At 52.6% G+C, this 24,409-nt stretch carries 18 protein-coding genes; 4 read left to right on the forward strand and 14 right to left on the reverse strand.

All coding sequences use genetic code 11. The features are described 5' to 3' along the window. Positions 1-24: 24 nt before the first annotated feature. The 6 genes from ACHHZ6_RS17715 to serC form a co-directional block, all read right to left on the reverse strand. Positions 25-2,289, reverse strand: a complete 2,265-nt coding sequence (locus tag ACHHZ6_RS17715) for a ComEC family protein (protein WP_395122800.1) — start codon at positions 2,287-2,289, stop codon at positions 25-27. A gap of 216 nt (positions 2,290-2,505) precedes the next feature. Beyond that, positions 2,506-2,793: an integration host factor subunit beta gene (gene ihfB, locus ACHHZ6_RS17720; RefSeq protein ID WP_003858233.1), complete on the reverse strand. Its 288-nt coding sequence runs from the start codon at positions 2,791-2,793 to the stop codon at positions 2,506-2,508. A gap of 170 nt (positions 2,794-2,963) precedes the next feature. Beyond that, entirely contained in the window at positions 2,964-4,637 is a 1,674-nt protein-coding gene (rpsA, locus tag ACHHZ6_RS17725) for a 30S ribosomal protein S1 (RefSeq protein ID WP_003858235.1), read from the reverse strand. Positions 4,638-4,748: 111 nt separating this feature from the next. Beyond that, on the reverse strand, positions 4,749-5,432 hold the full coding sequence (gene cmk, locus ACHHZ6_RS17730; RefSeq protein ID WP_152084089.1) for a (d)CMP kinase: 684 nt from the start codon (positions 5,430-5,432) through the stop codon (positions 4,749-4,751). Between the two features lie 185 nt (positions 5,433-5,617). Further along, a complete protein-coding gene (gene aroA / locus ACHHZ6_RS17735) occupies positions 5,618-6,901 on the reverse strand; it encodes a 3-phosphoshikimate 1-carboxyvinyltransferase (protein ID WP_182274386.1) in 1,284 nt (427 codons plus the stop codon). A gap of 69 nt (positions 6,902-6,970) precedes the next feature. Continuing rightward, the gene (serC, locus tag ACHHZ6_RS17740) at positions 6,971-8,059 is read right to left on the reverse strand and encodes a 3-phosphoserine/phosphohydroxythreonine transaminase (RefSeq protein ID WP_182274385.1); all 1,089 of its coding nucleotides are present in this window, start codon (positions 8,057-8,059) and stop codon (positions 6,971-6,973) included. Positions 8,060-8,393: 334 nt separating this feature from the next. Here serC and ycaO point away from each other — a divergent pair, with 334 nt between their 5' ends. From ycaO to pflA, 4 genes are all read left to right on the forward strand, one after another. Next, positions 8,394-10,154 carry a 30S ribosomal protein S12 methylthiotransferase accessory factor YcaO gene (gene ycaO, locus ACHHZ6_RS17745; protein ID WP_395122801.1) on the forward strand — a complete coding sequence of 587 codons (1,761 nt, stop codon included), beginning with the start codon at positions 8,394-8,396 and terminating at the stop codon, positions 10,152-10,154. Positions 10,155-10,560: 406 nt separating this feature from the next. Then, entirely contained in the window at positions 10,561-11,418 is an 858-nt protein-coding gene (gene focA / locus ACHHZ6_RS17750) for a formate transporter FocA (RefSeq protein ID WP_182274383.1), read from the forward strand. A 51-nt stretch (positions 11,419-11,469) separates the two neighbouring features. Then, entirely contained in the window at positions 11,470-13,752 is a 2,283-nt protein-coding gene (gene pflB, locus ACHHZ6_RS17755; RefSeq protein WP_182919713.1) for a formate C-acetyltransferase, read from the forward strand. A 204-nt stretch (positions 13,753-13,956) separates the two neighbouring features. Further along, positions 13,957-14,697 (forward strand): pyruvate formate lyase 1-activating protein, encoded by a 741-nt coding sequence (gene pflA / locus ACHHZ6_RS17760; RefSeq protein ID WP_182274381.1) that lies wholly within the window; start codon positions 13,957-13,959, stop codon positions 14,695-14,697. A gap of 35 nt (positions 14,698-14,732) precedes the next feature. Here the strand turns inward: pflA and ACHHZ6_RS17765 are convergent, their stop codons facing one another. The 8 genes from ACHHZ6_RS17765 to lolA all read right to left on the reverse strand — a co-directional run bounded on the left by ACHHZ6_RS17765 (position 14,733) and on the right by lolA (position 24,310). Next, on the reverse strand, positions 14,733-15,266 hold the full coding sequence (locus ACHHZ6_RS17765) for an anti-virulence regulator CigR family protein (RefSeq protein ID WP_395122802.1): 534 nt from the start codon (positions 15,264-15,266) through the stop codon (positions 14,733-14,735). A 123-nt stretch (positions 15,267-15,389) separates the two neighbouring features. Beyond that, positions 15,390-16,541, reverse strand: a complete 1,152-nt coding sequence (locus ACHHZ6_RS17770) for an MFS transporter (protein WP_182274379.1) — start codon at positions 16,539-16,541, stop codon at positions 15,390-15,392. 273 nt (positions 16,542-16,814) lie between these two features. Beyond that, a complete protein-coding gene (locus ACHHZ6_RS17775; RefSeq protein WP_395122803.1) occupies positions 16,815-17,678 on the reverse strand; it encodes a dimethyl sulfoxide reductase anchor subunit family protein in 864 nt (287 codons plus the stop codon). Between the two features lies 1 nt (position 17,679). Next, positions 17,680-18,297 carry a DMSO/selenate family reductase complex B subunit gene (locus ACHHZ6_RS17780; RefSeq protein WP_182274377.1) on the reverse strand — a complete coding sequence of 206 codons (618 nt, stop codon included), beginning with the start codon at positions 18,295-18,297 and terminating at the stop codon, positions 17,680-17,682. A gap of 10 nt (positions 18,298-18,307) precedes the next feature. Further along, positions 18,308-20,752, reverse strand: a complete 2,445-nt coding sequence (gene dmsA, locus ACHHZ6_RS17785; protein ID WP_182274376.1) for a dimethylsulfoxide reductase subunit A — start codon at positions 20,750-20,752, stop codon at positions 18,308-18,310. Positions 20,753-20,960: 208 nt separating this feature from the next. Next, positions 20,961-22,253 carry a serine--tRNA ligase gene (gene serS / locus ACHHZ6_RS17790; RefSeq protein WP_182274375.1) on the reverse strand — a complete coding sequence of 431 codons (1,293 nt, stop codon included), beginning with the start codon at positions 22,251-22,253 and terminating at the stop codon, positions 20,961-20,963. 92 nt (positions 22,254-22,345) lie between these two features. After that, entirely contained in the window at positions 22,346-23,689 is a 1,344-nt protein-coding gene (rarA, locus tag ACHHZ6_RS17795; RefSeq protein ID WP_196391072.1) for a replication-associated recombination protein RarA, read from the reverse strand. Between the two features lie 9 nt (positions 23,690-23,698). Next, on the reverse strand, positions 23,699-24,310 hold the full coding sequence (gene lolA / locus ACHHZ6_RS17800) for an outer membrane lipoprotein chaperone LolA (protein WP_182274373.1): 612 nt from the start codon (positions 24,308-24,310) through the stop codon (positions 23,699-23,701). Between the last annotated feature and the right edge of the window lie 99 nt (positions 24,311-24,409).

Here is a 24,409-nt window from a genome sequence, read left to right on the forward strand (position 1 = left end):
CATTTGTTGAAATAGCCGCATATTCTACCCGTTATCTACGGGCGCGCCAAACCACTGATGATACCAACGTGGTAAATATTGATCTCGCAAACGTCGGATTTGCCAGTCATGTTGTGAAAAAGTCACAGATATTTGTCCAGATTGGGGTGTATCGTACCAAATATAGCCCTCTTTTCTGTAACGTCTGACCACTTTGCCTGACGGAAATCGCCACGCGTTATAACGTGCTGCCGAGGCCAGCGCGATTTTTCCTTCCACCCGCTGTACCAGGGGGGCTGATGAAGACGTATTACTGCCATGATGGGGTACCTGAATGAGTGTTGATGCAAGATAACGCCAGCGGTGACTAAGCATCGTAAGTTCAGCCTCTGCCTCAATATCACCGGTCAGTAGCACGCTTTGTTCACCATCATCAATTTTAACCACGCAAGAACGCTTATTGCCTTTAGCAGACAGGTTTTCAGGTGGCCAGTGGACGGTGAATGTTAACCCCTGCCACTGCCATTGCTGCCCACGAAAACACGGAAGATGCCCCACCCAGCGTAATGAACTTCTTACCCACAAATCGGGCCATGTCTTTTGCAACGACGCCAGCCCTCCGGCGTGGTCGAGATGCTCGTGACTCAGAATGATGCCTTCAGGCCGCAGGTGGTGCCAGCGAAGCCAGGGAACGAGCAGTTGTTGTGCGCTATCACCACCTGGCCAGGCCAGACCGGTATCATATAAAATCGCTTTACCCTGCCGTTCAATAACCATTGCCAGCCCCTGCCCCACATCCAGCATATGCAACGTCCAGCTATCGGTTTTAACCGTTCGCCAGAAAGGGAATGCCAGCATCAGTGTTCCTGCCATGCAAACTGCCGAAACCGTTTTCCAGGCACAAAAACGCCAGCCGATCAGAGCAAGCCAGGGCAGCAATGTCAGGTATTGCCAGCGTTCATCAACATTCTGCCAGCCATCCGGTAAACGCATCAGCAACCAGAACAATCCTTCCAGAGATTTATCTGCCGCAAACCAGATGGCCGTTTCCAGTGACGACAGCGGGAGCAAATGTAGCAACATACCGGCCAGGATCAACGGAACAGAGATAAACGTGACCAGAGGAACGGCAAAGAGATTCGCCACCAGAGAAGAGATGCTGAAACCATGAAAAATCAACACCTGTAATGGCAGGAGCAACAATAGCATTCCGACCTGTAAATAGATCATATTCACCAGCGGTCGTATATGGCCAAACCAGTGCCAGCGCGGAAGTGGCAGCCACTGATACCAGAAAATCAATGCCGCCACGGCAAAGGCTGACAAGGCCAGGCTTTGCGAAAGTACGGCTAAAGGATCGAAGATCAGAATCGCTGCCACGCAGCAAAACCAGACTTGCCAGGGGGTCCAGCGACGGGCGCTTATCCGCAAGGCCGCCAGCACCGCAAGCGAGATGACGGTGCGCAGTGCAGGTGGTTGCAATCCGGTGAGCCATGCATAAAAGGCCGCAAAGAACAGTCCGCCCAGAACGGGCATCTGCCAGTAAACCCAGTTGCACGGCAAGAAAAACTGGATACCCCGGACAAGTAACCAGGCGATGGATGCCGCCAGCGCAATATGCAGGCCCGAAATCGCCATCAGATGCAGTGTGCCTGTTTCACGCATCAGGTTTTTTATTTCTCGCGGTACATCCAGGCGCTCCCCCATTCCCAGCCCCAGGATCACCGCTCCCCACGGATATGAAGACAACGTATTTTGCAGTGACATCAGATATCGGGCACGCAGGCTGCAGCGATCGTCGACAATTTCAGCCTGAGTAAACCGGCCGCTCAGCGTTTGATGTCGGGCAAAAGCGCTTTGTTGCGCATCATAACCGCCGTCGTTTAGCTCACCGTGTACTGCCCTGAGGTGCAGCGTCATGGCCCAGCGCTGACCAGCACACACCTTTTGCGGCAGGTAATTGCCATACAGCATTACCCCCGTGGAAGCACTCCAGCGTTTGCCGTTGAGAGTCACAATCTTCCCCTGATGCGTCATTGCCCCATCGGTGGCCGTAATCTCTACCACTGCCCGCTGTACACCCGTGGTTAAATGCTGCATCGGCCATACGCTTTCTTGCGCAGCAAGAATACCCCAGACGCAAAATAACAACCCAATACCGACAAACCTCAGCTCAACTTTTCGCTGGATAGCCAGCACTATTCCGCCAGCAATCATTATCCAGACGATATGGCGTGCTGGCAGTTCAGGTAGCCAGAGTAACGGGACTATCGCCAGAATGGCGCACACACTAATAACGGGAATTCCCATTGCTACCTCCCTGTTTCAGGGCGGCAGTATGTAAGCAGGCAGGGAAAGCGTCAGTGGGAAAAAATACGGGTTACAGCAGACGCTGTAATGTTTTTAACGGGTTGCAGAAAAGCGAAGCTGAAATTGCGGCGCATCTTCAGAATGAAAATGAGACAGACAAAAAAAGCACCCGCAGGTGCTTTCTCTTTTAACCCAGTTTACACCTGACGGTTAAACTCAGTTGCCGTAAATATTGGCGCGATCGCGCAGTTCTTTACCCGGCTTAAAGTGTGGAACGTACTTGCCTTCCAGCTCGACTTTATCGCCAGTCTTCGGGTTACGCCCGGTACGTGGAGCACGATAGTGCAGAGAAAAACTACCGAAACCGCGGATTTCAATGCGCTCGCCCTGGGCAAGAGTGGTGGCCATATGCTCCAGCATCTCTTTTACGGCATCTTCCACTGCTTTTGCAGGGATGTGCGGTTGCTGACTGGCAAGTCTTTCAATCAATTCTGACTTGGTCATGATTCCTCCGGTTCCTTTCAAACCAATTAGCTGAACAGCTCATTAAACAAGGGCGGCCGTAGCCGCCCTTTGTTATTGATTACAGGACGAATCCTGCAATCTGTCAAGTCTGCTCCTCATCCTTATCGCTGTAAATGCGTTACAGCTCAAATGATGTTGAGAACTTGATATTACTCGCCTTTAGCTGCTTTGAAAGCTTCAGCCATTGCGTTGTTAGAGAAGTTTGCATCTTCCTGTTTGTTAACAGTTGCGATTGCATCTTTCTCATCAGCTTCGTCTTTAGCACGAACAGACAGGCTGATTGCACGGTTCTTACGGTCAACACCGGTGAACTTAGCTTCAACGTCGTCGCCAACGCTCAGAACCAGAGTTGCATCTTCAACGCGGTCACGTGAAGCTTCAGAAGCGCGCAGGTAACCTTCAACGCCGTCAGCCAGTTCTACGGTTGCGCCTTTAGCGTCAACTGCAGTCACTTTACCGTTTACGATTGCGCCTTTCTTGTTCAGTGCAACCCAGTTGTTGAACGGATCTTCTGCGAGCTGTTTAACGCCCAGGGAGATACGTTCACGCTCTGCGTCAACCTGCAGAACAACTGCAGCGATTTCGTCGCCTTTTTTGTATTCACGAACTGCTTCTTCGCCTGCAACGTTCCAGGAGATGTCAGACAGGTGAACCAGGCCGTCGATGCCGCCGTCCAGGCCGATGAAGATACCGAAGTCAGTGATAGACTTGATTTTACCTTCAACACGGTCACCCTTGTTGTGGGTTTCCGCGAACTGCTGCCATGGGTTGTTTTTGCACTGTTTCAGGCCCAGGGAGATACGACGACGTTCTTCGTCGATATCCAGAACCATCACTTCCACTACATCACCAACGTTAACAACTTTGGATGGGTGGATGTTTTTGTTGGTCCAGTCCATTTCGGAAACGTGTACCAGACCTTCAACGCCTTCTTCGATTTCAACGAAGCAGCCGTAGTCAGTCAGGTTGGTAACGCGACCAGTCAGTTTAGTACCTTCTGGGTAACGCTTAGCGATAGCAACCCATGGATCTTCGCCCAGCTGTTTCAGGCCGAGGGATACACGAGTACGTTCGCGGTCGAACTTCAGCACTTTAACAGTGATTTCGTCGCCAACGTTCACGATTTCGCTTGGGTGCTTAACGCGTTTCCACGCCATGTCGGTGATGTGCAGCAGGCCATCAACGCCACCCAGGTCAACGAATGCGCCGTAGTCAGTGAGGTTCTTAACGATACCTTTGACTTCCATGCCTTCCTGCAGGTTTTCCAGCAGCTGATCGCGTTCTGCGCTGTTTTCGGATTCGATAACGGCACGACGGGATACAACAACGTTGTTACGCTTCTGGTCCAGCTTGATTACTTTGAACTCAAGCTCTTTGCCTTCCAGGTGCAGGGTGTCACGAACTGGACGAACGTCTACCAGTGAACCTGGCAGGAACGCACGAATACCATTCAGCTCAACAGTGAAGCCGCCTTTAACTTTGCCGTTGATAACACCGACCACAGTTTCAGCTTCTTCGTAAGCTTTTTCCAGCGTGATCCAGGCTTCGTGACGCTTAGCTTTTTCACGGGACAGCAGGGTTTCACCGAAGCCGTCTTCCACTGCATCCAGTGCAACGTCAACTTCGTCACCAACCTGGATTTCCAGCTCGCCCTGGGCGTTTTTGAACTGCTCTGCCGGAATGGCGGACTCAGATTTCAGACCGGCGTCAACCAGTACTACGTCTTTGTCGATAGCAACAACAACACCACGAACGATGGAACCCGGACGGGTTTCGATTTCTTTTAAGGATTCTTCAAACAGTTGAGCAAAAGATTCAGTCATGTTTAATCTTCAGGTTAATATTAACGTCCACCTGGCTCCGTGCCGGATGGGGTTGTTTCACATACCCGCCGTCAATCCATTGCAGCGGGGGTACTGCTAAATCGGTCGCGATTACGCGAGTGCCAGTTTTTGGCGCGCATATTGTAGCGCTTTTTCAATCACTTGCTCAATAGTTAAACTGGTTGAATCCAGCACTAATGCATCTTCAGCAGGAACAAGTGGAGCGACAGCGCGGTTACGGTCGCGATCGTCGCGCTCTTTTATCTCGGACAAAAGGCGATCAAAGTTAACACTAAACCCCTTCTCCTGCAACTGAAGCATGCGCCGTTGAGCACGTTCTTCCGAGGAGGCGTCAAGGAAAATTTTTACTGGTGCATCAGGGAAGACCACGGTTCCCATATCACGTCCGTCGGCGATCAAACCCGGGGCTTCACGGAATCCACGCTGGCGACGTAAAAGTGCCTCACGAACACGCGGGAACGCTGCCACCTGGGAAGCCGCGTTAGCAACTTCCTGGGTACGAATTTCGCCACTGACGTCTTCCCCTTCCAGGATCACTTCGAGGTTACCGTCGGTCGAGACAAAACGCACATCCAGATGCGCAGCCAGCGGTACCAGTGCCTCTTCAGACGCAACATCAACGTGGTGATGCAGCGCAGCCAGAGCCAGCACGCGATAGATTGCTCCCGAATCTAAAAGATGCCATTGCAATGCTTCCGCCATCGCTTTGCACAGAGTACCTTTCCCTGCGCCACTAGGCCCATCAATGGTGATTACCGGGGCAACTGCCGTCATCTTTTTCTCCTTAATTAAGGCATACCGTTAACATGAACGCCGCGCATTATACGCGCCAACGTGTGCAACTGTTACCCTTGCGTGCAAATTACGGAATGATTGAAGCAGAGTGTAGAAGAAACGGGCGAGGATGAACGTCAGAAAGCGTAAGGAAATGCCGCATCGGGTGATGCGGCAGGGATCCATCAGGCCAGCGTGCTAATACGCGCCAACTGCTCGAAATAGTCCGGGAAGGTTTTTGCCGTACATTTCGGATCGAGGATGGTCACTGGCGTGTCGGACAGCGCCACCAGCGAGAAACACATTGCCATACGGTGATCGTTATAAGTGCCGATTTCCGCGAACTGCAGTTTTGTCGGAGGCGTGACGCGAATGTAGTCTTCGCCCTCTTCCACTTCAGCACCAACTTTACGCAACTCGGTTGCCATCGCGAACAGGCGGTCAGTCTCTTTTACGCGCCAGTTGTAAATGTTACGCAACGTCGTGGTCCCTTTCGCGAACAGCGCAGCCGTCGCAATGGTCATCGCCGCATCCGGGATATGGTTCATGTCCATATCGATGGCATTCAGCTCGCCGTGAGTACAGGAGATAAAGTCATCGCCCCAGGTGACGACAGCACCCATTTTCTCCAGCACATCCGCAAAGCGGATATCGCCCTGTACGCTATTACGGCCAATACCGGTCACTTTTACCGTACCGCCTTTAATCGCACCGGCCGCCAGGAAGTAGGACGCCGAAGAGGCATCGCCTTCAACAAGGTAGTGACCCGGAGACTGGTACTGCTGCGCACCGCGAACCACAAAGCGCTGATAAGACTGGTTTTCAACCTCAACACCGAAGGTTTTCATCAGGTGCAGCGTGATATCAATGTACGGCTTAGATACCAGATCACCTTTAATGGTGATGACCGTATCCTGCGGAGCCAGCGGTGCGGTCATCAGCAGTGCGGTCAGGAACTGGCTGGAGACGCTTCCGTCAACCTCAACGTTACCGCCGGTAAAGCCACCACGCAGACGTAACGGTGGATAATTTTCCTGCTCCAGATACGTAATTTGTGCGCCGCCCTGACGCAGGGCATCCACCAGGTGACCGATTGGACGCTCTTTCATGCGCGGCTCGCCGGTCAGCACAATGTTGTTACTGCCCAGACACAAGGCAGCCGCCAGCGGACGCATCGCCGTTCCGGCGTTGCCCAGGAACAGTTCAAGCTCTTCAGCCGAACGCAATGCACCGCCGTTGCCGGTCACTTCGCAACGGGTACGATCGTCAGACAGCGTGTAATGAACTCCCAACGCTTTCAGCGCATTGAGCATATGGCGTACGTCATCGCTGTCCAGCAGATTCGTGAGGACGGTGGTGCCGTTTGCCAGAGCTGCCAGCAGCAGAGCGCGGTTCGAGACACTTTTTGAACCAGGCAGATTAATGGTGCCATCTACCCGCGCGATAGGTTGTAACGTCAGGGATTCCATGAAACTTAACTCTCAACTCGACATAATAAAAACCCCGCAGCACAAACTGCGGGGGTGAAAACAGCGCAATTAACCGTGACGACGTTCGAAGTCGACCATGAAGTCGGTCAGTGCTTTTACGCCTTCCAGCGGCATGGCGTTATAGATAGAGGCGCGCATACCCCCTACCACGCGGTGGCCTTTCAGCGCATGCAGGCCCGCTGCAAACGACTCTTCCAGGAAGACTTTATCCAGATTGCTGTCTGCCAGCTGGAACGGCACGTTCATGCGGGAACGGTTCGTTTTCGCCACGTCGTTGCGGTAGAAATCACTCTTATCAATCACACCGTACAGCAGTTCCGCTTTTTGCTGGTTGATCTTGTCCATCTGCGCCACACCGCCGTTTTGCTTCAGCCATTTAAAGACCAGGCCCGCCAGATACCAGGCAAACGTCGGTGGGGTGTTGAACATGGAGTCGTTATCGTTCAGCACGGTGTAATCCAGAATCGACGGGCACGCAGTGTGTGCTTTGCCCAGCAGATCTTCACGCACAATGACCAGCGTCAAACCTGCCGGACCAATGTTTTTCTGTGCACCGGCGTAGATCACACCGTAGCGGCTCACATCAATTGGCGCGGAGAGAATGGTGGAGGAGAAATCGGCTGCCACCACCACATCTTTGCCAAAATTCGGCGTTTCATCGATGGCAATACCGTCGATGGTTTCGTTCGGGCAATAGTGCAGATAGGCTGCGTTATCAGAAAGCTGCCACTCGCTCATTGGCTTCACGGCACGCAGGCCATCAACGGTAATTTTGCCGTCAATAACATGTGGCGAGCAGTATTTTTTGGCTTCTTTCACTGCGCTTGCAGCCCAGTAGCCAGCGTCAACATAGTCAGCGGTCGTTTTGCCGCCCAGAATATTCAGCGGAACGCCAGCAAACTGACCGCGTCCACCGCCGTGGCAGAACAATACTTTGTAGTTCGAGGGAATATTCAGCAGATCGCGAAAATCCTTTTCTGCCTCTTCCGCCACCTGAATAAACTCTTTACCACGGTGGCTGATTTCCATCACCGATGTACCAAGACCGTTCCAGTCACAAAGTTCCTGTTGAGCCTGTTTAAGCACGTCTGCCGGTAACATCGCCGGACCTGAACTGAAATTAAAGACTTGAGCCATTTCCCCTCACCACGCTAAAAGCCATAAGTTATAACTGTGGATATCGGTTTTATCATTCAGTGACACGCGCCGCAATGTCTAAAACTTATGACCGGCGAAATGTGTCTGTCGTCACACAATACAATCTGCCACCTTGCTGTCACAAAACCGATAAAATGGCTGCCAGGTGATCGATTTGCCCCGGCTAACCTTCGTCCATCCTGGATTCACGCGGCGTGGACATTATTGATTGTTCTTCTGCCCTATAGCCCTGCCTTTTATTTTCGCCGAAGATAGCACCTGTCATGCAAAACCCGTATCATTGCGCGCTTTACGTACGATAAAAGTGAACGCCATGACTCAAACGTTTATCCCCGGCAAAGACGCCGCTCTGGAAGATTCCATCGCTCGCTTCCAGCAGAAACTGACCGACCTGGGCTTTAATATCGAAGAAGCCTCCTGGCTGAACCCGGTGCCTCACGTCTGGTCTGTGCATATCCGCGATAAAGACTGTGCACTGTGCTTTACCAACGGTAAGGGCGCGACGAAAAAAGCGGCTCTGGCCTCTGCGTTGGGTGAGTATTTTGAACGTCTGTCGACCAACTATTTCTTCGCCGACTTCTGGCTGGGTGAAACCGTCGCAAAAGGCCCGTTCGTTCACTATCCAAATGAAAAATGGTTCCCGCTGACCGAAGACGACGAACTGCCAGCAGGCATTCTGGATGCACGTCTGCGCGCGTTCTACGATCCGGAAAACGAACTGACCGCCAGCATGTTGATTGACCTGCAGTCCGGCAATGAGGAACGTGGTATTTGCGCCCTGCCGTTTACCCGCCAGTCCGATGACCAGACCGTCTATATCCCAATGAATATCGTCGGCAACTTGTACGTGTCTAACGGCATGTCTGCCGGTAACACCCGCAACGAAGCGCGCGTGCAGGGTCTGTCTGAAGTCTTCGAACGCCACATTAAAAACCGCATTATTGCCGAGTCTATCAGCCTGCCTGAAATCCCGGCTGACGTCCTGGCACGCTATCCGGGCGTGGTAGAGTCCATCGCTAAGCTGGAAGCGGAAGGTTTCCCAATCTTTGCCTATGACGGCTCTTTGGGCGGTAAATATCCGGTTATCTGTGTGGTGCTGTTCAACCCGGCTAACGGAACCTGCTTTGCTTCCTTCGGTGCACACCCGGACTTCGGCGTAGCGCTGGAGCGTACCGTGACCGAGCTGCTGCAGGGTCGCAGTCTGAAAGATCTCGACGTGTTTACCCCACCAACGTTTGACGACGAAGAAGTGGCCGAGCACACCAACCTCGAGACGCATTTCATCGACTCCAGCGGTTTGATCTCCTGGGATATGTTTAAGCAGGACGCGGACTACCCGTTCGTGGATTGGAGCTTCGCCGGTACCACTGAAGAAGAGTTCGCCACCCTGATGGCTATCTTCGACGCAGAAGATCAGGAAGTCTATATTGCTGACTACGAGCACCTGAGCGTCTACGCATGCCGCATTATTGTTCCAGGCATGTCCGACATTTATCCGGCGGAAGATCTGTGGCTGGCAAACAACAGCATGGGCGCACATCTGCGTGAAACGCTGCTGGCCTTGCCGGGCAGCGAGTGGGAAAAAGAAGATTATCTGAACCTGATCGCCCAGCTGGACGATGAAGGTCACGATGACTTTACCCGCGTACGCGAACTGCTGGGTCTGGCGACCGGTAAAGACAACGGTTGGTATACCCTGCGCATTGGCGAGCTGAAAGCGATGCTGGCGCTGGCTGGTGGCGACCTGGATCAGGCGCTGGCCTGGACCGAGTGGACAATGGAGTTTAACCAGTCCGTCTTCTCTGCCGAGCGCACCAACTACTACCGTTGCCTGCAAACCCTGCTGCTGCTTGCGCAGGAAGAAGATCGTCAGCCACTGCAATATCTGAATGCATTCGTGCGTATGTACGGTGCAGAAGCGGTGGAAGCAGCCAGCGCGGCGCTGAGTGGTGAAGAGCCGTTCTACGGACTTCAGGCTGTTGATAACGATCTGAAAGCCTTCCTGGCGCATCAGTCGCTGTTGAATGCTTATGAGAAACTGCAGAAAGCTAAAGCGACTTACTGGTCAAAATAAGCGCACATAACATGAGTAGCAGTAGGCGTATTCAATCGTCTGGGCTATATTACGGGGCGATTTCATTGCCCCGTTTTTTATTTTATTCGGCAATGACTGTTAATTGTAATAATAAAGTTAAACACGGGTAAATATAATAATGCTTACCCGGGTTTTGCTGTTACTTTTTATGGTAAATACTCCATTTTAATTAACTGTCCAGGAGATGGTCGAACGAAAAAATTCAACTCTTTTCATAACTTTTAAAATTTATTTTTATACGGATAATCAAATACTTACTCCGCATTTGTTGTAAAACCATACGCATTGCGGGCCTATAAGCCAGGCGAGATATGATCTATATCAATTTCTCTTCTATAATGCTTTGTTAGTATCTCGTCGCCGACTTAATAAAGAGAGAGTTAGTGTGAAAGCTGACAACCCTTTTGATCTATTACTCCCAGCTGCGATGGCCAAAGTTGCCGAAGAAGCGGGTGTCTATAAAGCAACGAAACATCCGATGAAGACGTTCTATCTGGCGATCACGGCCGGTGTGTTCATCTCTATCGCTTTCGTCTTCTACATCACTGCGACCACCGGTACTGCCGCGATGCCTTTCGGCATGGCCAAGCTGGTTGGCGGTATTTGCTTCTCACTGGGTCTGATTCTTTGCGTGATCTGCGGTGCCGACCTCTTCACCTCAACGGTGCTGATTGTGGTGGCGAAAGCCAGCGGAAGAATTACCTGGGGCCAACTGGCGCGCAACTGGCTTAACGTCTATGTTGGTAACCTGATTGGTTGTCTGCTCTTTGTTCTGTTGATGTGGCTCTCTGGCGAGTACATGACCGCCAACGGCGGCTGGGGACTCAACGTCCTGCAAACCGCTGACCACAAAATGCACCATACATTTATCGAAGCTGTTGCTCTCGGCATCCTCGCAAACCTGATGGTCTGCCTGGCGGTCTGGATGAGCTACTCTGGTCGTAGCCTGATGGATAAAGCCATGATTATGGTTCTGCCGGTTGCGATGTTTGTTGCCAGCGGCTTTGAGCACAGTATCGCAAACATGTTTATGATCCCGATGGGTATTGTAATCCGCAACTTTGCGAGCCCGGAGTTCTGGACTGCAGTTGGGTCAACTCCGGAAAGTTTCTCTCACCTGACTATTATGAATTTCATTACTGATAACCTGATCCCTGTCACTATCGGGAACATTATCGGTGGGGGTCTGTTAGTTGGGTTGACATACTGGGTCATTTACCTGCGTGGCGACGACCATCATTGATGGTTATCTCAGGCAGTAAATAAAAAATCCACTTAAGAAGGTAGGTGTTACATGTCCGAGCTTAATGAAAAGTTAGCCACAGCCTGGGAAGGTTTTACTAAAGGTGACTGGCAGAATGAAGTAAACGTCCGTGACTTCATTCAGAAAAACTACACCCCGTATGAAGGTGACGAATCCTTCCTGGCTGGCGCAACTGACGCGACCACCAAGCTGTGGGACAAGGTAATGGAAGGCGTTAAACTGGAAAACCGCACTCACGCGCCAGTTGATTTCGACACTTCCGTTGCTTCCACCATCACTTCTCACGATGCTGGTTACATCAACAAAGCCCTTGAGAAAATCGTTGGTCTGCAAACTGAAGCGCCACTGAAACGTGCAATCATCCCGTTCGGTGGTATCAAAATGGTTGAAGGTTCCTGCAAAGCGTATAACCGCGAGCTGGACCCAATGCTGAAAAAAATCTTCAGCGAATACCGCAAAACCCACAACCAGGGTGTATTCGATGTTTATACCAAAGACATTCTGAACTGCCGTAAATCTGGCGTTCTGACTGGTCTGCCAGATGCGTATGGCCGTGGCCGTATCATCGGTGACTACCGTCGTGTTGCACTGTACGGTATCGACTTCCTGCTGAAAGACAAATACGCTCAGTTCGTTTCCCTGCAGTCTGACCTGGAAAACGGCGTAAACCTGGAAGCCACTATCCGTCTGCGTGAAGAAATCGCTGAACAGCACCGTGCGCTGGGTCAGATCAAAGAGATGGCTGCTAAATATGGCTGCGATATCTCTGGTCCTGCTACCAACGCTCAGGAAGCTATCCAGTGGACTTACTTCGGCTACCTGGCTGCTGTTAAGTCTCAGAACGGTGCAGCAATGTCCTTCGGTCGCGTATCCACCTTCCTGGACGCTTACATCGAACGTGACATCAAAGCAGGCAAAATCACAGAACAAGACGCTCAGGAAATGATTGACCACCTGGTCATGAAACTGCGTATGGTTCGCTTCCTGCGTACGCCTGAATATGATGAACTGTTCTCTGGTGACCCAATCTGGGCAACTGAGTCTATCGGTGGTATGGGCGTTGATGGCCGTACTCTGGTTACCAAAAACAGCTTCCGCTTCCTGAACACCCTGTACACCATGGGTCCTTCTCCGGAGCCGAACATCACCGTTCTGTGGTCTGAAAAACTGCCTCTGAACTTCAAGAAATTCGCCGCTAAAGTGTCCATCGACACCTCTTCTCTGCAGTACGAGAACGATGACCTGATGCGTCCGGACTTCAACAACGATGACTACGCTATCGCTTGCTGCGTAAGCCCAATGATCGTTGGTAAACAAATGCAGTTCTTCGGTGCGCGTGCAAACCTGGCGAAAACCATGCTGTACGCAATCAACGGCGGCGTTGATGAAAAACTGAAAATGCAGGTTGGTCCTAAGTCTGAACCAATCAAAGGCGACGTGCTGAAGTTCGACGAAGTGATGGACCGTATGGATCACTTCATGGACTGGCTGGCTAAACAGTATGTTACTGCGCTGAACGTTATCCACTACATGCACGACAAGTACAGCTACGAAGCCTCTCTGATGGCGCTGCACGACCGTGACGTTATCCGCACCATGGCGTGTGGTATCGCTGGTCTGTCCGTTGCTGCTGACTCCCTGTCTGCAATCAAATATGCGAAAGTTAAACCAATTCGTGACGAAGACGGCCTGGCTGTTGACTTCGAAATCGAAGGCGAATACCCGCAGTTTGGTAACAACGACTCTCGCGTTGATGACATGGCGGTTGACCTGGTAGAACGTTTCATGAAGAAAATTCAGAAACTGACTACTTACCGTAACGCTATCCCGACTCAGTCTGTTCTGACCATCACCTCTAACGTTGTGTATGGTAAGAAAACCGGTAACACCCCAGACGGTCGTCGTGCTGGCGCGCCATTCGGCCCAGGTGCTAACCCAATGCACGGTCGTGACCAGAAAGGTGCGGTTGCCTCTCTGACCTCCGTTGCTAAACTGCCGTTTGCTTACGCTAAAGATGGTATCTCTTACACCTTCTCTATCGTGCCAAACGCGCTGGGTAAAGACGACGAAGTGCGTAAAACTAACCTCGCGGGTCTGATGGATGGTTACTTCCACCACGAAGCGTCCATCGAAGGTGGTCAGCACCTGAACGTGAACGTCATGAACCGTGAAATGCTGCTCGACGCGATGGAACATCCTGAGAAATATCCTCAGCTGACCATCCGTGTATCAGGCTACGCAGTACGTTTTAACTCCCTGACTAAAGAACAACAGCAGGACGTTATCACCCGTACTTTCACTCAGTCCATGTAAGTGGAATTGACTGAAATCACGCGTTAAAAAGCGTACAATAAAGGCTCCACGCAAGTGGGGCCTTTTTAGCACCCTCTCCACACCAGTCTCTTTTGTCCGCTATCTATACTTTATGGATAACAGCCAAAACAGACTTAAACACAGCCGGTTTTGAGCTGTGCATACACAGGCCCCGGACGGGCCGATGCTGGAGATATCACCGCAATGTCAATTATTGGTCGCATTCACTCCTTTGAATCCTGTGGCACTGTCGATGGCCCGGGTATCCGTTTTATTACCTTCTTCCAGGGCTGCCTGATGCGTTGCCTGTACTGCCATAACCGTGACACATGGGATACGCACGGAGGCAAGGAAGTGACCGTTGAAGATTTGATGAAAGAGGTGGTGACCTACCGCCACTTTATGAACGCGTCCGGCGGCGGCGTGACTGCATCCGGCGGTGAGGCGATCCTTCAGGCTGAATTTGTACGCGACTGGTTCCGCGCCTGCCACAAAGAAGGTATCCATACCTGCCTCGACACCAACGGGTTTGTGCGCCGCTACGATCCGGTCATCGATGAATTGCTTGAAGTGACCGATCTGGTGATGCTCGATCTCAAACAGATGAACGATGAGATCCACCAGAATCTGGTGGGTGTTTCCAACCATCGTACCCTGGAGTTCGCGAAATACATCTCAGGGAAAGGTATCAAAACCTGGATCCGCTATGTTGTTGTACCCGGCTGGTCAGATGATGATGATTCTGCGCATCGTCTGGGCGAATTTACCCGGGATATGGGTAACGTTGAGAAAATAGAACTTCTGCCCTATCACGAGCTGGGTAAACATAAATGGGTGGCGATGGGTGAAGAGTACAAACTCGATGGCGTTAAGCCGCCGAAGAAAGAGACGATGGAACGCGTTAAAGGTATTCTTGAGCAGTACGGCCACAAGGTCATGTATTAATAAAAGGCCCGGTGAGAACCGGGCCTTTTTGTATTCTATTTGAAGACGCCATTGATAATGCTGGTCACAATCGCCGTACTCAATGCCACTAAGACCAGATCATCACCTACCACTCGCCACTCATAACCCGGATACGAAGGAAGCTGATCCAGCATAGAGGCAGGGACAGTTTTCTTAGCAATCCCCGGAGGAAGTGGTTTGCCACGAGCAAGGTTTTTCGCAATGCCCGGAGGCAATGAATCATACCCCGTTAAACCATAGTTCAACGCCAGATGGCGGGCATGATCGAAGCTGACGCGTGCATCAACATCATCGCTGACGTTTTTGCTCGATTTACCATGCACCTGGCTTGCGTTATTTTGTTTATTACTATGATTGCCAGAATTTCCGTTCCCATTATCACCGGAATTCCCGTTTCCATGATTGCCGCCATTGCCTTGTCCACCGCTGTTGCCGTGGCCACCACCATTCCCATTCCCGTTTCCTGGGTTAGCCATGACCGGCGCAGTTGCGAACGTTAAAGACAACACTACTGCCAGAGCTGTAGTGGAAAAACGACGTATAGACATGATTACTGCCTTTTAGTGGTAGAACGTATTTGAATTATCACCTGGCGCAATAAACAAACAATACGTAAAACTCTTATATGTGATGAGAACAAAAAAGCCTGTCATTGACAGGCTTTCATTTAATCAGGCATGTGCCACTGGGGTTGGATGCTCACCCGCTTTGCGCAGCAGCATTAAGAGGTATATAAACGACACGCTGGCGATCATAATAAAGAGCAGGTTGTCGGAATAATTCTGCATCAGCATGGCGGTAAACGTCGGCCCCAATAAGCTGCCGATGGTATAGCTTAATAACAGCGCCTGGTTCATCGCCACCAGTTGGTGATGTTCCACCTTCTCACAGGCCCATGCCATTGCGACTGGATAGAGCGTGAAACCCGCGGCTCCCAGAATAAACAACGCGGGAGCCATCGCAGCGTTGCTGAGCATGGCGAGACACCCCATGATCACCACAAAGACCTGCACGCGCAGCACCAGCAGGCGGCCAAAACGGTCCGCCAGACGGCCAACTGGCCACTGCCCGACAATACCTGCACTGACCATCACGGCCATCCAGAACCCGATCCCGGAATCACTAACCCCCTGATGGTTCAGCCAGAGCGGCATCAGGCCATAGAGCGACCCCAGCACAATGCCAGAGATAATACAGCCGTTCACTCCCAGACGCGCCTGACGCAGCTTCAACATCGGCCAGACGTGGGTCGTCGCTTCCTGATGCTCACTGCTCTGGTTCACAATACGCGTGAAGAGCAGTGGCAGGATCGCCGCCAGCGTCATACCCGTGACCCACGGCAGAACACTCATCAAATCAGTTGGCAGTTTGTTGACCATCAACTGCCCGAGCACGGTACCGACATAATAGACCATCATATAAGCCGCCAGCAGGCGGCCACGGTTGCGCGAAGTGCCACTGCACATTAGCGCACTTTCTACGACTACCCAGATCATCGCGCAGCCTACACCGGCAATAAAACGCCAGGCCATCCAGCTCCAGAAGCCAACCATCAGCCCCAGCCCGGCGCACCCGGCGGCGAAAATCAGCGACGCCAGATAATAGCTACGGTTAAAACCAAAACGTTTAATCAGGTTCCCTGTCACCAGGGTTCCCAGCAGGTTTCCCGTAAAAAACGACGAGCTAACCATACCCACCTGCCAGGTCGGTAAGTTTTCATGGGCGAGCCACAGCGGGACGAGCGTGTTTAACACCGCGATCGCCAGGGTCAGCAAAAGCAGGCCACAGAGCAACAGAAGCACTGGCCGGGTATAGGTGGTCATGGATTAAAACCGTGAGGAAATTCAGATTTCGTGCGCATCATGCCACTGGCAAAAACAAAGTCAATCCACCGGTTCTGGCTGGGCGCACGATAAGTCCCTTGTCGATTTAAAAAACTCATCCTGCTACTGCAATATCTGTCATTAATATTAATTATGTATATGTTTTTATTTATTAATGGTCAGAATCTACACCTGATGACAGTCGAAAAATTTCATGATCGGAAAAAGAAAAGCCGGGCACTAAGTCCCGGCTTTATATAACAAAAACTGGAGTTAACTGGCGACGGCCATCCCAACGGTCATATGCAAACCGTAGAACACCCCACGGCCAATCAATTCACCGACCAGCACCAGCACAAACGCCAGTGACAGCAGCGGCAGCGCGGGTTGATAGCCCTTGATCTGAGGCGTAATCCAGCAGACTAATGCCGCCACCAGCAACACCACGCGCCAGGCCATCAGCGAACCGTAATCCGGCACCAGTGCAGAAGCCTGTTGAATGGAGCTGTGAATGGTTGCCAGTTCTGCCCCCTGCATCAGAGCAACAACCGCACTCACCACCAGCGCCAGCAGCGAAACAACCGGCAGTAAACGCATTGCCCAGCCATCAACACCCGCAACGCGTAACAGCAGGAAGCCGAGAAGCGGCCCGCCGATAAACATCGTCAGGAAGAAACTCATCGGTGTCCAGACGCTGTACCAGGTCGGTACGGTGTCGATAGTGTTATAAACCCGCACCATCATCCACACGAACACCACGCCCAGCACCATCGTGACCACAAGCCACACGCTACGCAGACCCGCAGGCAGTTTTTTCAGCGCGGCCAACAGCCAGCCCAGACCACCCACAGCAAAGAAGATTGCCCCGCTGGCGATTTCGTTACTGAGCGGAGACTCACCTACGCGGTTCAGGGAGTTGAACGCGCGCATTGGCGAGCCGAGGTGTAACGTAGAGGCGATAAACCCGATCCCCATCAATACCCACAGGCCAAACATGCTCAATACCAGACGTTGCTGTTGTTCGGCATTCAGATTGCCTTTTAACAACGCAAGGGCGAGAACAATGAAACCGCCCGCAACGCACTGTCCAAAGACCGTGAAGATCATCAGCGGCCATTCATGCCATCCACTTCCCATCTCACACCTCCTTCGGGTTTGCCAGATAGCCGGTGGTATCACCCGTCGGGCGGCTGTTGGCGTTAGGTTTAATCACAATGCTCGGCTTCGTGAAGTGCGCCGACGGCAGCGGCGCGACGGCAGCAAGCTGGCCGTGTTTTTTACGCAGCTCTTCTATCGGGCCGAAGTCCAGCGCACGCAGCGGACAGGACTCCACGCAGACGGGCTTTTTGCCGTCTGCGACGCGGGTATAGCAACCGTCGCATTTGGTCATGTGGCCTTTGGCGGCATTGTACTGCGGCGCACCATAAGGACAGGCCATATGGCAGTAGCGACAGCCGATGCAGACATCTTCGTCCACCACCACAAAGCCGTCCTCACGCTTATGCATCGCCCCGCTCGGGCACACTTTGGTACACGCCGGATCTTCGCAGTGGTTGCAGGCAATCGACAGGTAATAAGCAAAGACATTCTGATGCCAGACGCCATTGTCTTCCTGCCAGTCGCCGCCCGCGTATTCGTAAATACGACGGAAGCTGACGTCCGGGGTTAAGTCTTTGTAATCTTTGCAGGCCAGCTCGCAGGTTTTGCACCCGGTGCAACGGCTGGAATCAATATAAAATCCATACTGGGTTGTCATCGGTTACTCCTTACACCTTTTCAACCTGAACAAGGTTCGTGTGGGACGGGTTGCCTTTCGCCAGCGGTGATGGGCGCTGCGTGGTCAGTACGTTAATACTGCCTGCCTGGTCGATACGGTTTGCATCCGGGTTGTACCAGGCCCCTTCCCCCAGCGCGACAACGCCTGGCATCATGCGCGGTGTAACCCTGGCTTCAATGTGTACCTCTCCACGACCGTTAAAGATGCGTACGCGATCGCCATTGCTGATACCGCGCGCTTTCGCATCTATTGGGTTGATCCACATTTCCTGACGGCAGGCGGCTTTCAGTACGTCTACGTTGCCGTAGGTTGAGTGTACGCGTGCCTTATAGTGGAAACCGGTCAACTGCAGCGGGAATTTCGCCGTCAGCGGATCGTTGTAGTTTTCGAAACCAGGCGTATAGATTGGCAGTGGATCGATAACGTCCCCGTCCGGAAGCTCCCAGCTGGAGGCGATTTTCGCCAGCGCTTCCGAATAGATTTCGATTTTGCCTGACGGCGTCGTCAACGGGTTGGCGTGAGGATCTTCCCGGAATGCCTTATACGCCACGTGGTGCCCTTCCGGGTCACGCTGTTTATACATCCCCTGCTTGCGGAAGGTATCGAAGTCCGGCAGGTCAGGGATGGCTTTACGGGAGAGTTCATGCAGATGACGCATCCACCCTTCCTGAGTACGCCCCTCGGTAAACTGCTGCTCAACGCCAAGGCGTTTTGCCAGCTGGGAGGTCATCTCATAGATGGTTTTGCACTCAAAGCGCGGTTTGATGGCCTGATCGGTGAAGATCACATAGGACATGTTGCCGCAGGAGGCATCAAGCGCAAAATCCATCTGCTCAGAGGCGGTGCAGTCCGGCAGCAGAATATCGGCATATTTCGCCGACGAGGTCATGTGGCAGTCGATCACCACAATCATCTCGCACTTCTTGTCATCCTGCAGGATTTCATGGGTACGGTTAATTTCAGAGTGCTGGTTGATAAGACAGTTACCGGCATAGTTCCAGATCATCTTGATCGGCACATCCAGCTTGTCTTTACCCCGCACACCGTCACGCAACGCGGTCATTTCCGGGCCACGTTCAATTGCATCCGTCCACATAAACATGGAGATACTGGTCTGAACCGGGTTATCCAGCGTCGGCATACGCTCAAACGGCACGTCATAAGAGCCTTCGCGCGCACCGGTGTTACCGCCATTAATACCAACGTTGCCGGTCAGAATGGAGAGCATCGAAATGGCGCGGGTCGCGATTTCACCGTTTGCGTGACGCTGCGGCCCCCAGCCCTGGCTGATAAAGGCCGGTTTGGCTAAACCAATTTCACGCGCCAGTTGAACAATACGTTCGACCGGAATACCGGTGATGGTAGAGGCCCACTCTGGGGTTTTCGCCACACCGTCACTGCCCTGACCGAGAATGTACGCTTTGTAATGCCCGTTAGCCGGTGCGCTGGCGGGCAGGGTTTTCTCGTCATAACCAACGCAGTATTTATCAAGGAATGGCTGATCGACAAGGTTTTCGGTGATCATCACCCACGCCAGCGCGCTGACTAATGCGGCATCGGTACCAGGACGGATAGGGATCCACTCATCTTCACGCCCTGCACCGGTATCGGTATAGCGTGGATCGATAATAATCATACGTGCATTGGATTTCGCGCGAGCCTGCTCAAGGTAGTATGTCACCCCGCCGCCGCTCATGCGCGTTTCACCCGGGTTATTACCGAACAGCACCACCAGCTTACTGTTCTCAATATCAGAAGGGCTGTTACCGTCTGCCCAGCCACCATAGGTGTAGTTCAGACCTGCGGCAATCTGTGCAGAAGAGTAGTCACCATAGTGATTGAGATAACCGCCGCAGCAGTTCATCAGACGTGCTACCAGCGTTTTTCCCGGTGGCCAGGAACGCGTCAGCGTACCGCCAAGAGTCCCGGTACCATAGTTCAGGTAGATGGATTCGTTGCCATACTCTTTGATCAGACGCTGCATGTTGGTGGCAATGATATCGTAGGCTTCATCCCAGCTAATGCGTTCGAACTTCCCTTCCCCACGCTGACCGACGCGTTTCATCGGATACTTCAGGCGATCCGGGTTATAGACGCGGCGACGCATTGAGCGGCCACGCAGGCAGGCACGAACCTGATGTAATCCATCGTAGTTATCGTCGCCAGTATTGTCGGTTTCGACATACTTAATTTCACCATCCACCACATGCATACGCAATGGACAACGACTACCACAGTTTACGGTACAGGCACTCCACACCACTTTTTCCGGGGCTGTCGCCGGGGACAGAGCATCCGCCGCTGATGCCAGTCGGGTAAAGGGGAGCGTGAAGGCACTGCTGGCAACAGCCAGGCCACCAATTGCCGTGGTTTTCATCAACCCACGGCGAGTGACCTCGGCAGCCATTAACGCATCAGGCGCTTTGATTTTCATAGAGACTCACTTTGGTTGCTCACAAAAAAAAGAGAGGCGGCCCAGGCCGCTATGTAGCCTTATATACAACGTATTTCTTCGTTATCAGCGCGTTATGCTGACTTTCATTCGGAGGAGTATTACCACTTTAGAGGGAGGGGTTATTGCTTCGTATCAAATCAGAGGCATAAAAAAAGCGCCCTCAGGCGCTTTTTTGTTTTACGACAAATTAACCGATGTACTGCTGGCCTTTCATGTACGGGCGCAGCACTTCAGGGATCTCAATACGACCATCCGCCTGCTGGTAGTTTTCCAGCACCGCGACCAGCGTACGACCCACTGCCAGACCAGAACCGTTCAGGGTATGCACCAGACGGGTTTTCTTGTCAGACTTGTTACGGCAGCGTGCCTGCATGCGACGCGCCTGGAAATCCCAGACGTTAGAGCAGGAAGAGATTTCACGGTAGGTATTCTGCGCAGGAACCCAGACTTCCAGGTCGAAGGTTTTGCAGGCACCAAAGCCCATGTCACCGGTACACAGCGCCATACGGCGGTACGGCAGACCCAGCAGCTCCAGCACTTTTTCAGCATGGCCGGTCATCTCTTCCAGCGCATCCATAGACTCTTCAGGACGCACGATCTGCACCATCTCCACTTTGTCGAACTGGTGCATACGGATCAGACCACGGGTGTCACGGCCATAAGAGCCCGCCTCTGAACGGAAGCACGGAGAGTGCGCCGTCAGTTTGATTGGCAGGTCATCTTCGTCGATGATCTCATCGCGCACGAGGTTGGTCAGCGGTACTTCTGCCGTTGGGATCAGCGCATAGTTGCTGCTGTCAGCTTCCTCGTCCAGCGGACGGGTATGGAACAGATCGCCAGCAAATTTCGGCAACTGACCTGTACCGTACAGCGTATCGTGGTTCACCAGATACGGTACGTAGGTTTCGCTGTAGCCGTGCTGTTCAGTGTGCAGATCCAGCATGAACTGCGCCAGTGCGCGGTGCAGGTGGGCAATCTGACCTTTCATCACCACAAAGCGAGACCCCGTCAGCTTAACCGCTGCGGCAAAGTCCAGTCCTGAGTGCATTTCACCCAGCGTCACGTGATCGCGAACGTCGAAGTCGAACGCGCGAGGAGTGCCCCAGCGTTTCACTTCAACGTTGTCGTTTTCGTCTTTACCGACAGGCACGCTGTCGTCAGGAATGTTCGGGATCGCCAGAGCAATATCACGAATCTCTGCCTGAAGAACGTCCAGTTCCGCTTTCGCCTGGTCCAGCTCTTCACCCAGTTTGTTCACTTCCAGGCGTAATGGCTCAATGTCTTCCCCGCGCGCTTTCGCCTGGCCGATGGACTTCGATCGAGAGTTACGCTCTGCCTGCAGATTTTCAGTTTGTACCTGCAGAACTTTACGACGCTCTTCAAGAGCGCGCAGCTTATCTACATCCAGCTTAAAGCCCCGGCGTGCCAGTTTGTCAGCGACTGCGTCTGGCTCATTACGCAGCAGATTGGGATCGAGCATGCTTATCCTGTGCTTATCGAATTAAAATAGGGAAATGTAACCACAGCCTGCGGTCACAGGGATACTATGCCAACATTACCGCAACGATTGAACTAACGGTAGCGTTTTATAGGGCTATTTTGATCCTGTCCGGCGAGCCAGGCGAGCTTTTCGCCAATCTTGCCTTCAAGACCTCTGTTTGTAGGGTGATAATAGCGGGTTTGTGCCATCTCCTGAGGGAAATATTCCTCTCCGGCAGCGTAGGCATTGGGTTCATCGTGGGCGTAGCGGTACTCCTGCCCATAACCCATCTCTTTCATCAGTTTGGTCGGTGCATTACGCAGATGAACCGGAACATCATAGTCCGGACGTTCACGCGCGTCAGACATAGCCGCTTTAAATGCAGTGTAAACCGCATTACTTTTCGGTGCACAAGCCAGATACACAATCGCCTGCGCAATGGCGCGCTCACCTTCCGCTGGCCCGACGCGGGTAAAACAGTCCCACGCGGAAAGTGCCACCTGCATAGCGCGCGGATCGGCATTGCCGACATCTTCAGAGGCAATCGCCAGGCAGCGACGCGCAACATACAGAGGATCGCCACCCGCACTGATAATGCGCGCGTACCAGTAGAGCGCCGCATCCGGCGCACTGCCGCGCACGGACTTATGCAGAGCAGAAATCAGATCGTAAAAACGATCGCCTTTATTATCAAAACGCGCGCTGCGTTCGCCGGCAATTTCAGTAAGCAACTCCGGTTTCAGCATTCGCTTACCAGCATCGTCAACTTCAGCCATATCGGCCATCATTTCCAGCGTGTTCAGTGCCCGCCGCGCATCACCGTTGACCAACTCCGCAATTGCCCGGCGCGTCTCGTCCGGCAGAACGATATCCTGCCCGCCGTAGCCGCGCGCTTTGTCGTCCATCGCCTGCATCAGAACCTTTTCGATATCGTCAGTCGTGAGCGATTTAAGCAGGTACACACGGGCGCGGGAAAGCAGCGCCGAATTCAGTTCAAATGACGGATTTTCCGTGGTCGCACCGATGAAGAAAATTGTGCCGTCTTCAATATGCGGCAGGAAAGCATCCTGCTGGCTCTTATTGAAGCGGTGGACTTCGTCCACAAAGAGGATGGTACGACGTCCGGCATTACGGTTCTGCCGCGCTCGCTCGATCGCCTCGCGGATCTCCTTCACGCCAGATGTGACGGCAGAGATGCGTTCCACATCGGCGTTCGCATATCGGGCGATCACTTCCGCGAGTGTCGTTTTACCGGTTCCGGGTGGGCCCCAGAGGATCATCGAGTGCAGATGCCCGGCCTCAATGGCACGCGGCAATGGCTTGCCCGCAGCCAGCAAGTGCTGCTGGCCGATGTACTGCGCTAAATTTTCTGGCCGCATACGGGCGGCCAGAGGTTGAAACGCATTATCTGAAAAATCGAGCGACAGGTTGCCCACTCACGCCTCTTACTTACGTTGGTCGTCCACCGTTACGCCCTTCGGCGGGGTAAAGGTGAATTTTGATGCATCAACAGCGCCGTTTTGCTGAGATTTAAGCTGATAGCTGCTGCGCTGATCGTCTTGCTCAACAGCACCAAACTGATTGATGGTGCCATTGGTGCTCACGTTAATCGTGAACTGCTTAAGGTTGCCGTTGCTGCCTTTTGGCGTCAGGACAAACTCATCACCGCTTTGTTTGATATTGTACTGCTGCCAGTCGCTGGACTGGTTACGGGCAATCAGCATAAAGGGTGTATTGCTGGTCGCATCTTTCAGCCAGGTGGCGGTCGCCTGCTCAACAAACGGGTTGAAGAACCACAGGGTCTTACCGTCAGACACCAGGATGCTCTCATCAGGTTGGGTCATATGCCAGTTAAACAGATTCGGGCGTTTTACCCACAAATCACCCTGGCCTTCCTGCACCGCGTTGCCGCTGCCGTCAGTCACTTTTTGCGTGAAGCTGGCATGGAAGCTGCTCACTTTATCCAGTCGGCTTTTAAGGTCGCTGGCGGCATCAGCCCAGACGCTGCTGGCAACAAAACTGGTGAGTAATGCACAAGCGATTGCAATTTTTTTCATTGTTATTCCTTAAAATACGTCATCCCGATACGGGGTTCTGTCATCTATTGTGAACCTGCCCGCAGGCAGGTGACAGAAGAAAATGCTTAAATTTTGCTG

Origin of the sequence: Enterobacter cloacae complex sp. 2024EL-00214 (assembly GCF_043945575.1) — a bacterium.
Lineage (GTDB): Bacteria > Pseudomonadota > Gammaproteobacteria > Enterobacterales > Enterobacteriaceae > Enterobacter > Enterobacter cloacae_P.